Here is a 13111-nt window from a genome sequence, read left to right as displayed (position 1 = left end):
CACGGCGGAACGCCTGTAGGTAACGCTCACGGTGTAACGCTCATGCGGACACTTTCTGTGCGAGAGATACAAGGTGAGCGGTCCCGCTGCAATACTCCACCTCGATCGCTACCACGAGCATTTGGCCCGCAGCTCCCAGTGATCGCCATGTGAGTGTCGCCCCACGACAAGGGACCGCGATGATCCAGCCCACGCACAGCAACTCCCCCAAGTGGCCCGCCCGGCATACCGACCGCCGTTCCGCCAACGCGCATCTGGCCGTCGGGGCATTCGCGGCAACCGAGCATCAGGCCTCGGCCGTACGCGAGATGCTCAGAACGGAGCTGGAGAGGCTCGGCCAGAGCGCGCTGGCCGACGACGGCCTGCTGGTCACGGACGAGCTCTTCGCGAACGCGGTACAGCACGGCTCGCACGACGCCTCCGACACCGTCACGGTGAGAGTCCAGTGGAGCGATCGCACGCTACGCGTGGAAGTAAGCGATGCCTCGTCCACACCCCCATGCCTTCGGGACGCCTCGCTGCTCGATCTGAGGGGACGCGGCCTGCCTCTTGTTGAAGCGCTGAGTGAGACGTGGGGAGTCGACATCGCCCCACACGGCCAAAAGGGGAAAACAGTGTGGTTCACGCTCTGCCCGATGGCCCCGACCACAAGTCATCCCACGGTTCGGCGTGGTCAGCGTCCCACTGACGCAGGCGATGCGTACCCGGGATGCAATCCTGCCGGCGGAACGGGGAGCACGCCCCGGCGGGCACCAGCGCATCCGCCCCTGCGAAAGCGCGTTTCCGATGCCTGATCTACCCGTCCCGGCCCTTCCACCAGGTCGTGACCGCCGTCTCCGAGGGGCCGTACTTCCAGGCCGGAATTGACGCGTTGAACGCGTTGAACGCATCCGCCGTCCGTCCGGCCTGGGCGCGCCGGGCGCAAGCGAGTTCACTGATCACGTCGGGCAAGGAAGTGCTGACCGAATGCCACGGTCTCGGTTCCTGTGTCGGCATGCCGGTCCTGTCCGGCGCCACCGCGTACAGGCAGGTACGGCCGGTCTCCGTCCGGCGTGTAGACGGGCCCGTTCCTCCGCCCCGGGAGCCTGCTGGCTCCGGGGGAACGGGCGAGGCGGCACGACGGTGAGCGTCGCCTCCCGGTCGCCGTGTGGTGATTCCCGCGGCGGCCGGTCCACCGCGAGCCCCCTGCTCGTCACGAACCACATCCTGACCGTCATCCCGACACCGATGAGGATTCATGGCCGACCAACCCCCAGGAGCTGTTCAACCTCGTTCACAGGTCGCCTCCAAGAACCGTTGTCTCCGGGAACTGGCTGTAGGGCCGGGTCCTGGAGCCGGTCGTGAAACGGGTCCCTTCGCCTCCGGTTTTGCTGCGGCTCGCTGTGACCGCGACACAGCGCCGGCCCGCGAACCGGGGTGAGGGGAGCGGCGCCGCCGCCCGCCACGGACAACCCCCGAGCCGATGGCGTGAGCAGGCAGCGTCCCGGCCGCCCCTCTTGGGGGAGGGGCGGCCGGCCCCGGACCTACCTACCGGCACCCGAGATCAGCAGTGACGTACGTACAGAAATGAGAGGGCTCGAGTGAACGGCAATTCCCCGCCCGCGCTGGCCGCTTCCGTGCCGGAGGGCATCCGGCCGGTGGCGGTGACCGAGTGGGACGAATGGTTCCGCAGCGGCGTCCCGCACAAGGTGAGCGACTACGAATCCGCCCAGTTCTACAGCAGGGCCCATCCGAAGCGGGGCTGGCGGGCGGTGGACATCGGGTGTGGTCACGGGCAGTGGACGCGTCAGCTCGTCCGGTGGCAGATGCGCGTGACGGGATACGACTACTCGACCGTCGCGGTCGAGCAGGCCCGTAGGACGATGAGTCACGCACGGCTTTACTACGAGGTGTGGGACGTCACTGCGGATTCGATCCCGGTCGGGATCGAGCCGGGCAGCGTCGATCTGGTGACCTGCCGCCTCTCTCTGGCCTACCTCGACATGGCGCGCTTCCTGGGCGATGCCGGCCGGTGGCTCTCCCCACACGGGGTTTTCTACGCTCTGACGCCGGTCGAACGTCCGGGCGGCGAGCCCTCCCGCTGGTACCACCGGGGCCTGACCGAGGAACAGATCACCGCCCTCGGACGGGGATGGTCGTCCCGCACGACCTACACCGTGGGCAGCTACCGGGCGATCCTGCTGCGCGGGTACGGCCGGTGACCCGCGTATCCCGTGCTACCAGCCCGGCGGCCCCGTCCCGTGCCGGAAGGGGACGGCCCGAGCGTGACGGCGTCCGCGGACGGGTGAGCCTGGACGGCTTCCCGCTCAGCCGGCCTCTGCTGGTCCACCCCGTCGTCACCGACCTGCCCTGCCACGCGCTTCCCGTACCGGAGTCCTCGCCATGACCGCCGCCTGCCTCTGCCTCGCCCCGTCACAGACGGACGCCACCGCGCCCGACGCCGACCGTCCCGAACACAACGAAAACCCCCCTCTCGATCTTGCCCAGATCCTCGACCTCCAGGAGGCCGAAGTCCCCGGCACCGCAGGCGCGTTCCAGCACTTCTTCAGCGACGTGTGACCAACCCGCCCCGATCCCGCTCCCTACCTCTTCCCAGCAAGAAGACCGAGGCGACATGAGCTCCCGCTCCGCTTTCCGCGCCCAGCCCAGCATCATGGTGCGCTCCGTGCTCCTCCATGGCCTCCCGATCCCGCCAGCGCCCGACCTGACCCAGCACACAGCGACCGCGACGGCGTCCTCGCGGCGCTGGGTGCTGGAGATCTGGAGCATCCCGCAGATCGCGGCCGCCGTCCGGTACGCGAGCCCCGACCTCGCCCGCGAGATCGACGGCCTCGAGGAACGGCCCGCAGACGCCGAAGGGCTGCGGCGGCTCGTCCTGTCCCTGCTCGGCTACGTCCTGCGCCTGTCGTACCGCGTGACGCCGTTCGGCCTGTTCGCCGGCGTCGCCGAGGGCCGCTTCGGGCCGGTGGCCGACGCGCGGTGGGGTGAGGACCATCAGGCGGTCAGCCGCGCGGACGGGAAGTGGCTTGCCGCCGTGGTGCAGCAGCTCGAATCGGTCCCGCAGGTGCGGCGGTGTCTGCGGGTCATGGCCAGCAACGTCCTGCGTGTCCGCGGTGAGCGGCTGGTCCTGCCCTGGCAACAGCGCGCGCTGGACGCGGAGGGCACGGCCGTGCACGAAGTGTCGGTCCGGTACACCGCGGCGGTCGAGGCCGCCGTGCGGATGACGGCCACTCCTCTGCCGTACCGCGACGCGGCCGGCAAACTCGCCGCATCCCACCCCGAGTTCGGCGTGCGGGGGTCCGAGGAACTGCTGGACCTGTTGATCTCCCGGCGGATGCTGCTGACCAGCCTCCAGCCCTCGGGCACCGACATCGACGCGCTCGCACATGTGGTGCGTGAGCTGGACCTCGCCGGCATCGCGCCGTACGGCCCGGCGGCGGAGCTGATCGCGATGCTCCAGGAAATCCACACGCAGATGTCTGCCCTCAACCGTCAGCGCCCCCTGCCGCTTGCGGAGGCGGAGCGTCGCCGGGGCGCGATCGCGGGGCGGATGCGTCAGGTCGTCGACCAGCCCTCTCCGCTGGCCGTGGACGTGCGGATGGACGCGGAGGTGACGGTTCCCCGGGCGGTGGCCTGGGAAGCCGAGGCGGCGGCCGGCGTTCTGGCCCGCGTCACGCCGGAACCGCTGGGCACCCAGGCGTGGATCCGCTACCGCGACCGCTTCCGTGCGCGGTACGGCGACGGCAGCCTGGTGCCGCTGCTGGACCTGCTGGACCCGCACACCGGGCTCGGCCTGCCCGAGGACTACCACGGCACCGTGCGGGCCCCGCAGCCGGACACCGTGCGCCGCGACCAGCTGCTGGTAGCCCTCGCGCAGCGTGCCGTCGCCGACGGCCAGGACCTCGTCCTCGACGAGGACCTCATCGAGGAGCTCGCCGGTCCCCGCGCCGCCGGAGCCGAGACCGCGCCCGCCCACCTGGAGCTGGTCGGCTCCGTCCACGCCCCCAGCACGCAGAAACTGAACGCTGGCGAGTTCGCCTTCCAGGTACGCCGTATCGGCCGCGGATGGGGAAATTTCAGCGGCGGCCGCCTCGCGGCCCTCCTTGCCGGCCAGGACTCACCCAGCGAGCTGCTGGGCACGCTGGCCCGCCGACCGACCGCCGTTTTGGGGGCACTGCCCGTGCAGCTGTCCTTCCCCGCGCTGATGCCGGAAGCAATCCACATCACGCACACACCACGTCTGACCGCACCGCTGATCTCCCTGTCCGAGTTCCGTGAGGGCGACCCCGGCGTCATCGCGCCCGGCGACCTCGCCGTGATCTGCCATCAGGAGCGGCTGCACCTGGTCTCGCTCTCGCGCGGCCAGGTACTCGAGGCCGCGATCCCGCACCCGCTCCAGCTCGAATGCCAGACCCCGGCCATCGCCCGGTTCCTCGACGAGATCCAGCGCGGCCAGAGCTGCCGGCTCATTGGCGGTATCGGCCACCTGCACGCCTGGGACTGGGGCGCCGCCCGGCACCTGGCCGTCCGCCCCCGGGTGCGCACCGGACGCAGCATCCTCAGCCCGGCCACCTGGCGCCTCGCACACGCCGGCCTGCCCGGCCCGGGTGCCCCCGCCGGCAAGTGGGAGGAGGTCTTCGCCTTACTGCGCGAGCGGTGGCGGCTCCCCCGTCACGTCTACCTGGAGCATTTCGACACGCCGCTGCGTCTCGACCTGGAGCACCCGGCCCACCGCGCGCTGCTGCGCTCGCACCTGGAGCGGCCCCGACCGTTTGGACAGCTCACGCTCGTGGAAGCCGAGCCGCAGGACGCCTACGGCTGGTGCGGCGGCCGGCCCCACGAGATCGTCACCTACCTGTCCTCCACGGCGTCGCGCCGGCCGGCTCCGGCCGTCCGCGACGCTCCGCTTACGAGACGCGATCAGGCCCACCTGCCCGGCGCCTCCCCATACCTGTGCGCCAGGCTGTACTGCCAGCCGCAGGTCCGGCACGCCCTGCTCGTCGACCATCTGCCGGCACTCTCCGCGGATCTCCCCCGTTCCATCTGGTGGATCACGCCCCGCGACGAGGACGGGCTGCCGCACACCGAGCTGACCATCCGCCTCGACGACCCCTCGCGGGCCGCCGACGCGATGCGGACACTCGGCGGGTGGGCCGCCCACCTGGTCGACGCCGGAGTCATCAGCGACGTCGCCCTCGTCCCCTACCGGCCGCACGCCGGCCCGTGGGGCAACCGGAAGACCCTGACAGCCGCGGAAGAGGTCTGGTCAGCCGACTCGGCCGTCATAGCCCACCAGCACGCCCACCAGCGCGCCTTGCCCTCTCAGCCGGTACTCGCCGCAGCGAACCTCGCAGCGATCGCGGCCGGCCTCCACCAGGACATCACGGACGGAATGCGCTGGCTGTCCGCTCAGCCAAAGCCGGCCGCCGCGGAACGGCTTCCCAAGACGCTGCTGCAGCAGGCGCGTGCGCTCGCCTCCCCGGACGACGACTGGGCCGGGCTGCGCCGAACTCCCGCCGGCCAACTCCTCGTCGAGGAGCACTGGGCGGCACGGCACGCGGCCCTGAGCAAGCACCGCGCCGCGCTCGACACGGCACAGCACACCGACATGGACGCCGTACTGCGCAGGCTCCTGACCACACACCTCCGCCTTGCCGGTCAAGGCCCCGACGGCACCGCCTGGCGCCTGACCCGAGCGATCGCCCTGGCCCGCACACGGCCCCGCCGACAGGGGAGCTGACCAACCCGACCACCCGCACCACACCCAAACGGGCCCTCTCCCCGGTCTTGCCGCGGCTCCCTGCGCCTGTGACACAGCGCCGGCCCGCGAATCGGGGTGAGGGCAGCGACGCCGCCTGCCACGGGCAACCCCCGAGCCGATGGCGTGAGCCGTCCTCGGACAACCGCAGCCTCCGCACAGCGAACAACACCCAGGCCGACATGGACAGGCGAACGAAACCCGTGCATGTAGCACCGAAAGGCCCCCCTGTGACAACGAGTTGGACATCAAAGACACCCGTAACGCTGATCGGCACAGTCGCGGCACTTCCCGGCGGGACGGTCACCTCGCCGTACCGCACGGGTGCTGCCGGCACGGAGGATCCGCGGTGACAACGGCCCTGTCCCTGCCCTTCACACCAGTCGCCGATCCGTTCGGCGCCTCGGACACCTCCGAGGTTTCCTCAGCATGGAATGTGGACCTCGCCGGGAACCCCAATGCGCTCTTCGGAAGGGAAGCCCACCGGGAGCTGAGCACCGTCGCGCTCCCCGTGCAGATGGGTCTCGCGGTTCTTCAGGGACTCAGGCTGGAGCACCGTCGTGTGGGGCCGGGTCTCCTGTGCGGGACACACAAGGTCATAAAAATCGCCGTTACCTCGTGGCCGTTCCGTCTGGACGGTGTGATGACGGTGCGTCTGGGGTCCTTGTGGTGTCCGCAGGCGTGGAGGCAGTGTGACGGGCAGTTGCAGTTACTCTCCCCCTGGCGTGCTGAGCGGGCCGAACTGACCGACGCACGGGAGCTGTACGAGGTTGTCCGCAGGATGCGGGTGCCGGGGCAGGCGCCGCGCGCGGTCGGACAAGTCCGGCCGCCGTTTCCGAGAGGCGGCTGAACAGTGGCCGTGTTTTCTGTCAATCCGCCCGGTGGCGTTGTCGGCGGCCGCTCTTGTGCGTGTCGAGTTCATGCCGCCCCTCGCCCGGGCGCTGGAGTGAGATGGTGGAGGGGCGCATGACGCGCGCAGGTCACGAGGACGGTGTTTCCCGGGTGTCCAAGGCCGCCATCCTGGCGGCTCGTGGGGAAATGCGGGCCCTGGGTATGGGTGCTGAGCAGATCGCGAGCGAGCTCCTCCGCATGCACGGGCTGCGGCCCCGGCTCGCGTACCGGCATGCTCACGGGTGGACCCAGGAGGAGGCCGCCCATCAGATCAGTCTCCAGTTCGAGGGAGGCGAGCCGCCGGACGAGCAGGGCACGGTGTGGGCAAGTCAGGTGTCCGGGTACGAGTCGTGGCCGGCGGGCGGGCGTCAGCCGCCGCTTCATCATCTGCGCCTGATGGCCCTTGCCTACGGCACGTCTGTGGGCAATCTGCTGGACCGACAAGATTATGAGGCGCTCTCCGAGGACGAACTGGCGGTCTACCTGGCCCCTCCGTTATCGCCCGCCGTCCCCGGTCGGCCAGCGGCGGAAGGTGCTGAATCGAGCCCGTATCCGGGTGACAGGGGCCGCCGGGCCCCTGCGCTGCCGTACCCCAGGGGTTCTGCTCACCGCAGGGCGGCGCTGTCGCGGCGTTCCGCTGAAGACTCTGGCGCAGACGCCCCTGGAGCGGTGGCCGGGGATCGCTCTGGAGTCCGACTGCGTGTATCGCGCACACTGGAGGTCTTCGACGATTGGGACGACCTCATGCGGCGGCGGGCTCTTCTCACAGCGGGCGGCGCTTCTGCCGCCGGCGTGCTGGCGCCGCAGCTGTTCGCCGCGGTGCCGCTGGGCGGGGAGCGCACGGCGCCGGAGGTGTTTGCCGCGCGTGGGCAGATCACGGACAGTTTTCGCAGGCTGGACAACCTTCTCGGTGCGGCCAGCGTGTACGAGCAGGCGTACGACCATCATCGCCGTCTGATGATGTGGCACCGGGCCGCTCCCGCAGCGGACCGCGCTCAGGTGGCGGCGCTGGTGGCGGATTCGGGCGCGCTGATGGGCTGGCTGAACGTCGATCTCGAGCAGTACGCCGAGGCCAGCCGGTGCTATCGGGAGGCTGCTGAGGCTGCGGCCGACGCCGGTGATGACAGCATGTACGCCTATCTGATCAGCCGGATGAGCCGGGTCCTGGCGGACTGCGGGCTGCATCGGGACGCGCTGCGTTTCGCGAACGCGGCGGCAGAGCACGCGGCGGGCGGCGGCCACCTGCTGGTGGGTTCGTGGGTCGCGGTCACCCGTGCCTACGTTCATGCCTGCCTCGGGGCCGAGCGGGCCTGTCTCAGTGACATCAACGAGGCTGAGCGCCGGCTGGCGAAAGCTGTGGCGCAGGGCGAGCCCACGCCGCCGTGTCTGGCGTATTTCGACGAGGTACACCTGGAGAAGTGGACGGGCTACGCGCTCATGCAACTCGGAACGGGCCGGTGGACAATGCGGGCGCAGGCCGCTCTCGAGCGGACGGCGGCCCGGTGGTCGGGGGACCTGGTGCGCGGGGCGGCCGAGGTGAGCACGGCGGTGGCCGCGTCGCGGATTGCACAGGGCGAGATCGAGGAGGCTGTCCGGTGGACACGCCAGGCATACGACGTGGCGGCCAGTACCCGTTCCGCCCGCAATCTGCGGCGCGTCGTCGCCGTCCGCGCACAGCTTGCCGAGCACCGGATGATTCCGGCTGTGCGGGAACTGGACGAGTACCTTCTGACACCGCCGGGTAGCGTCAGCGTGTGACACGCCGGGATGCCGTCCTCCTCCTTGTGCTCGGTGCGATCTGGGGGGCGGTTTTTCCCCTTGGATCGGTGGTTCTTGAGGAGTTGGCGCCGCCTGTCGTCATGGTGGCGCGGACCGGTCTGTCGGCCCTGCTTCTCGTTCCGGTCGCGCTTCGTGACGGTGCCTTCGTCCGCGAGTGGCGCCGTCACCCCGGCTCGCTGTTGACGGCCTCGGTGCTGCAGATGACGTTGCCGATCGTGCTCCTCACGATCGGTCAGCAGCATGTGGCCGCCGGGCTGGCCGGTGTCCTGCTGGGTACCCAGCCGGTGTGGGCGACGGTTCTGGCCGCCGCCGTCGAACGGCGGGTGCGTCCTGGTGCGGCCGTGGGGGTCGTTGTCGGGCTCGCCGGCGTGGTGCTGCTGTTCTGGAAGGATCTGGGCGGGGCTTCCGCTCCGGTCAGCGGCGCTCTGCTGGTCGCCGCCGCGGCCTGCTATGCGGCAGGAGCGATCTACATCCAGCGCGTCCTGACCGATGTCCACCCCATCACGGTGGCGGCGTCGGCCCTGAGTGTGAGCTGCCTCCTGCTGCTCCCCACGCTCGCTCCCGTTCCCGCCCGGTTCCCCAGCCCTGCTACCGCACTCTGGCTGACCGTGCTCGGGACGGTGGCGACCGGCGGCTCGCTGGCCCTCTTCTACGTGCTGATCGGCCGTGTGGGCGCCGTACGGGCGAATCTGCCCGCCTATCTGGCACCCGCTTTCGCGCTCCTCTACGACATTCCCCTGGGGCATTTTCCGACGGCGACCGCGCTCGGCGGCCTGGCCCTGATCCTGACAGGCTCCGCCGTAGCCGCGCACTCCCCCAGACACCAGGGAGAAGAACCTCTTCCACGCGCCACCTTGTGACAACGCCAGGGAATCCCGTGTTCGCATTATCAACAGTCAGAAACTCTCGGGCCTGGTTCGCCCTGTGCCTGCTTCCCGTGACCGCACCTCAGGTGTGTGCCGGTCGGCGTTGTTAAGTTCCGAGGCAGATGCTTGTTAAGTTTTGCGGCACTTACAGCACATCGTCGCAGGTCACAGGCTTGAGGACTGTTAAGACGGTGTCCTATGTGGTGAGTCGGGTGAGTCGTTTGTAGCAGCAGAGGGTGGCGGCGAGGCCGAGGAATGCGAGGTAGTTGCGGGGCTGGCGTTCGTAGCGGTGGTTGAGTCTGCGGTAGCCGGTCAGCCATGACATCGTGCGTTCGATGACCCACCTTCGGCGTCCCAATCGTTCGCCGGATTCGATGCCTTTGCGGGCGATGCGGACACCGATGTGTTTTCCGCGGAGCCATTTCCGCAGGTCAGGTACGTCGTATGCTTTGTCCGCGTGCAGCTTGCCGGGCTGGTAGTGCCAGCCGTTTTCGGGGTCGTGTCTCGTTTGGAGGCCGGCGACCATGGGCTTCAGGCCGAGGCTGTCGTGGGTGTTGGCGGCGGAGACGCCGACGACCAGGGGCAGTCCGTTCGCATCCGACAGGACGTGCATCTTGGAACCCGGTTTGCCCCGGTCCACGGGGCTCGGGCCTGTGAGTTCGCCCCTTTTTTGGCCCGGACGTGGGCGGAGTCGAGGACCACGCGGGACAGGTCGAGCAGACCGCACTCGTCGATACGGTCGATGACGGCCTCGTGCAGCCGGCCCCACACCCCGGCTCTGGATCACGAACCGGCGGTGAGCGGTCGACTTCGAGATCCCGAAGCAGGGCGGCAGAGCCCGCCAGGCACAACCGCTCACCAGCACATAGACGATCGCGGCGAACAGCGTCTCATCAGGCGTGTCCTGTGTCCCGCCGCCCTGCGGCCGCACCTTCGACGGAGGAATCAACGGCTCCGCGATCTCCCACAATCCGTCCGGAACAATCCAACTCCACGTACCCCGCCCCATGCCGAACTCAACGAGCCATCGCCACATAGGACACGGTCTTAAGACGTCGTTTCCTTTGGTCTTCGGTGATCGTTGACGGGACGTGGACCGTCTTGTTGAGCAGTTGGTGCCGGACGAGCTGTGGGAGCTGTTTCGGCGGGTGGTGCCACCGACCGTGGTGCATCGGCCGCAGGGCGGGGGCCGTCGGCGGGCCGGGGACCGTGAGGTGCTGGCTGCGATCGTCTTCGTAGCGACGTCGGGTTGCACCTGGCGCCAGCTCCCGCCAGTCTTCGGGGCTTGTTGGCAAACGGTGTACAAGCGGTTCGCGCGGTGGAGCAGTGAGCGTGTCTGGGCTCGGCTCTACCGGGTCCTCTTGGACGAGCTCGGCTCACGCGGGCAACTCGACTGGTCCAGGTGTGCGATCGACTCGGTGAGCATTCGTGCCCTCAAAGGGGGCATCTGACGGGACCGAATCCGACCGACCGCGGTAAGAAGGGATCGAAGATCCATCTGGTCTGCGAACGCACCGGTTTGCCGATCTCACTCGCGATCTCGGGCGCCAACCTGCACGACAGCCAGGCTTTGGAGCCCTTGATTCGAGGTATCCCACCAATCCGCTCGCGCCGTGGGCCGCGTCGGCGTCGTCCGGTCAAACTGCACGGCGACAAGGGCTACGACTACGATCATCTGCGCCGCTGGCTGCGCGAGCGCGGCATCGTGCCACGGATCGCCCGCCGTGGCATCGAGTCCTCCCAACGTCTCGGGAGCCATCGCTGGGTCGTGGAACGCACGATGTCCTGGCTTGCCGGCTGCCGTCGCCTGCATCGGCGATATGAGCGCAAGGCCGAGCACTTCCTTGCCTTCGCGGGTATTTCCACGGCCCTCATCTGTCTCCGGCGCCTCGTTCGTGCGGAGGCGCAGAATCCGGTCAGCATCGTGATCGTTGGCTCGTCCGGCCAAGCAGGTACTCAAGTCCGGCAATGCCAGCCAGAGGTCAGCCGCCGTGAAGACCCCACTTGTCAAGGCCGCCGTAGACATGGGCTTCAAGGCACCCCGGCGCGTCCATCCCGACGGCCTCGCCCCGGTACAGGGCGATGAGCGAGTCCTTGCCCCGCCACCAGGTGTCGGTCAAGCCTCGCACTTCAGGCACCGGTTCGTACCCTTTGAGGTCCAGGGAGTCGACGGCCTTACCGGTGATCCTCGTGATGGTTTTGGCCCAGCGTCTCGCATGGCTGGCCAGTGCCAACGACTCCACCCAGCCCTCGGTACTGGCATGCAGTGGCGCCCAGTGGTAACCGTGAATCCCGAACTCGCCGCCAGGACCGATCATGAATCCGTAGGCCATGGAATATCGGCAGTCCCCGGCCGGGATCCACCAGCCCTCAGTGGCCGAGCCCTCGGGAACGTCCGCGCCGAGGATGCGCGGGCCGCTCTCGTAAAACGGCGCCGGCGGCATCGCGAGACCGCCCCAACGGGCCTCGAAAGCCACTGCGCGATCGATCTCCGCGGCCGGGACACCATGCTTGATCCAAGCATCGCGGTGACGCTCGATGTCCTGCCGGGCAACGCAGATGCCCTCCGACTCGACGAACGTCTTGGCCCTGCGGGTCAAACCGGCTGGCGCGACCGGGACGGGCGATACGGGAGTGGCGGCCATCATGGCCTCGGAGTTTACTGGCGAGGTCCGGTAGCGCCTTGGACAGTAGCCCGCCAGCTCCGCTGTGGCCCAGGACCTGAACTCAAGCACCAACAAGCATGCTCAAGGGCCAACCTTCGTACTCAGTCACCCGTGCTCCCGGGACTGCCATAAGAAACGACGTCTAAGCCAGAGCAGACGCCCCACACCGCGGCAGCCCATGTCGGCCTTGTGGTCGCTGTCCAGCGTCTCGAACGATGTCATGTTCTCCGGAGTGAAGCCCACTCCGTTGTCCTCGACGCTGAAGCCGACGATGGGCTTCAACGCCGCGCGCCCTGGGCCGACGTGGCTGAAGTCGAGTGCTTCCTGCTGACTGCGCCGGATCTTGATGCTCAAACGACCGGGCTCCACGTCGTCGCCGAACCGGGCGTCGATCGCCTGGATGCCGTTGACCACGGCCTCCAGGAGCGGCAGAAGGGCATGGCTTTTCGGCAGACTCGTGTTCCGGACCCGGCCGGCCAGCGACGTGGTCAGCGCCATCGTCTTCCTCCTCGCTCCCAGGCCGCCCACCCTATCGGCGGGCCCGGAGCAAAGCGTGCTGGGCGGCCGAAGTACCGACGAAGTGACCTGCTCGCCACGGCCCGTTGCTGAACCCGCAGTCCGCCACCCGCAGCCCCAGCTGAAGCTGCCAAGTGCCTGGCTTGATATCCCGCCGACTCGCAGAGCCTAACCTGCCCGGCAAGCAGCCCGACACCCCATCAGAACGAGCGTCAAATGAGTGTCAGGAGCGTCATTTCAGCGTCAAGATATCGCCCGTAACGCCCACACCGCACATAATACGCACGGCCAAAACCGCAGGTCAGGAACCCTTCCTCACCGCTTCCAGGATCGCCACGCACTCCACGTGGTGCGAACCACGAACAGCACCTAGCGTCGGACGCACCGGCGCAACGACGCTTGCCGAACTTGAAGCGCTCGTCAAGCGAGCCGTGCTCGTCCCGCGGCCTGCGGCGGTCAGCCGTGGCGACCAGCCAGACAACACCACCGCATACGGGCGTCGGTATCCCGGGCAGTGCATCGTGGTGCCCGATGACGACCGGCTGCACGGCGGAGCGTCTCTGGCCAAGGCATGTATGGAGCTGGCCGCCGGCCTCGACTGAGCCAAGCGGGAGTGGCCGCCCGGAGGTCATCCA

11 protein-coding genes and 1 pseudogene are annotated in these 13111 nt (G+C 68.9%); 8 read left to right on the top strand and 4 right to left on the bottom strand.

Going from position 1 to position 13111, the window contains the following annotated elements; genetic code table 11:
- Positions 1 to 179: 179 nt before the first annotated feature.
- Complete coding sequence (locus tag BFF77_RS33610) at positions 180 to 794, top strand: ATP-binding protein (protein ID WP_079125467.1); 615 nt, start codon at positions 180 to 182, stop codon at positions 792 to 794.
- Position 795: 1 nt separating this feature from the next.
- On the opposite strand, the gene BFF77_RS35900 is transcribed toward BFF77_RS33610, so the two are convergent.
- The gene (locus BFF77_RS35900; protein ID WP_169922723.1) at positions 796 to 942 is read right to left on the bottom strand and encodes a hypothetical protein; all 147 of its coding nucleotides are present in this window, start codon (positions 940 to 942) and stop codon (positions 796 to 798) included.
- A 638-nt stretch (positions 943 to 1580) separates the two neighbouring features.
- On the opposite strand from BFF77_RS35900, the gene BFF77_RS24760 reads away from it, so the two are divergent.
- The 6 genes from BFF77_RS24760 to BFF77_RS24740 all read left to right on the top strand — a co-directional run bounded on the left by BFF77_RS24760 (position 1581) and on the right by BFF77_RS24740 (position 9288).
- The gene (locus BFF77_RS24760; RefSeq protein ID WP_066953584.1) at positions 1581 to 2201 is read left to right on the top strand and encodes a class I SAM-dependent methyltransferase; all 621 of its coding nucleotides are present in this window, start codon (positions 1581 to 1583) and stop codon (positions 2199 to 2201) included.
- Between the two features lie 181 nt (positions 2202 to 2382).
- On the top strand, positions 2383 to 2559 hold the full coding sequence (locus BFF77_RS35895) for a hypothetical protein (RefSeq protein WP_169922722.1): 177 nt from the start codon (positions 2383 to 2385) through the stop codon (positions 2557 to 2559).
- A 55-nt stretch (positions 2560 to 2614) separates the two neighbouring features.
- On the top strand, positions 2615 to 5740 hold the full coding sequence (locus BFF77_RS24755) for a lantibiotic dehydratase (protein ID WP_066953583.1): 3126 nt from the start codon (positions 2615 to 2617) through the stop codon (positions 5738 to 5740).
- A gap of 367 nt (positions 5741 to 6107) precedes the next feature.
- On the top strand, positions 6108 to 6608 hold the full coding sequence (locus BFF77_RS24750) for a hypothetical protein (RefSeq protein ID WP_066953581.1): 501 nt from the start codon (positions 6108 to 6110) through the stop codon (positions 6606 to 6608).
- A gap of 116 nt (positions 6609 to 6724) precedes the next feature.
- Entirely contained in the window at positions 6725 to 8407 is a 1683-nt protein-coding gene (locus BFF77_RS24745; protein ID WP_141698519.1) for an NsdA family TPR-like regulatory protein, read from the top strand.
- The gene (locus tag BFF77_RS24740) at positions 8404 to 9288 is read left to right on the top strand and encodes a DMT family transporter (RefSeq protein WP_079125466.1); all 885 of its coding nucleotides are present in this window, start codon (positions 8404 to 8406) and stop codon (positions 9286 to 9288) included. Before BFF77_RS24745 ends, BFF77_RS24740 begins: the two co-directional genes overlap by 4 nt.
- A 202-nt stretch (positions 9289 to 9490) precedes the next feature.
- Here BFF77_RS24740 and BFF77_RS34740 read toward each other — a convergent pair whose 3' ends face one another.
- Positions 9491 to 10303, bottom strand: a complete 813-nt coding sequence (locus tag BFF77_RS34740) for an IS5 family transposase (protein ID WP_245703688.1) — start codon at positions 10301 to 10303, stop codon at positions 9491 to 9493.
- A gap of 82 nt (positions 10304 to 10385) precedes the next feature.
- Between BFF77_RS34740 and BFF77_RS34735 the strand changes: the two are divergent.
- A pseudogene (locus tag BFF77_RS34735) lies at positions 10386 to 11185 on the top strand (IS5 family transposase); the annotation flags it as partial.
- Positions 11186 to 11276: 91 nt separating this feature from the next.
- Here the strand turns inward: BFF77_RS34735 and BFF77_RS24720 are convergent.
- Both BFF77_RS24720 and BFF77_RS24715 read right to left on the bottom strand, forming a co-directional pair.
- Positions 11277 to 11939 carry a hypothetical protein gene (locus BFF77_RS24720; protein WP_066953614.1) on the bottom strand — a complete coding sequence of 221 codons (663 nt, stop codon included), beginning with the start codon at positions 11937 to 11939 and terminating at the stop codon, positions 11277 to 11279.
- 126 nt (positions 11940 to 12065) lie between these two features.
- Complete coding sequence (locus BFF77_RS24715; protein ID WP_066953559.1) at positions 12066 to 12458, bottom strand: hypothetical protein; 393 nt, start codon at positions 12456 to 12458, stop codon at positions 12066 to 12068.
- Between the last annotated feature and the right edge of the window lie 653 nt (positions 12459 to 13111).

This window comes from Streptomyces lushanensis, from assembly GCF_001700515.1.
Taxonomy (GTDB): Bacteria; Actinomycetota; Actinomycetes; order Streptomycetales; family Streptomycetaceae; genus Streptomyces; species Streptomyces lushanensis.
The sequence above is the reverse complement of the archived record's forward strand: the minus strand, read 5'-3'. Positions and strand labels throughout refer to the sequence as shown.

What these genes read in the sequence shown, in the direction of transcription:
- BFF77_RS33610 (WP_079125467.1), top strand. Translation starts at nt 180, where the DNA reads ATGATCCAGCCCACGCACAGCAACTCCCCCAAGTGGCCCGCCCGGCAT.
- BFF77_RS35895 (WP_169922722.1), top strand. Translation starts at nt 2,383, where the DNA reads ATGACCGCCGCCTGCCTCTGCCTCGCCCCGTCACAGACGGACGCCACC.
- BFF77_RS24755 (WP_066953583.1), top strand. Translation starts at nt 2,615, where the DNA reads ATGAGCTCCCGCTCCGCTTTCCGCGCCCAGCCCAGCATCATGGTGCGC.
- BFF77_RS24745 (WP_141698519.1), top strand. Translation starts at nt 6,725, where the DNA reads ATGACGCGCGCAGGTCACGAGGACGGTGTTTCCCGGGTGTCCAAGGCC.
- BFF77_RS34740 (WP_245703688.1), bottom strand. Translation starts at nt 10,303, where the DNA reads ATGGGGCGGGGTACGTGGAGTTGGATTGTTCCGGACGGATTGTGGGAG.
- BFF77_RS24720 (WP_066953614.1), bottom strand. Translation starts at nt 11,939, where the DNA reads ATGGCCGCCACTCCCGTATCGCCCGTCCCGGTCGCGCCAGCCGGTTTG.
- BFF77_RS24715 (WP_066953559.1), bottom strand. Translation starts at nt 12,458, where the DNA reads ATGGCGCTGACCACGTCGCTGGCCGGCCGGGTCCGGAACACGAGTCTG.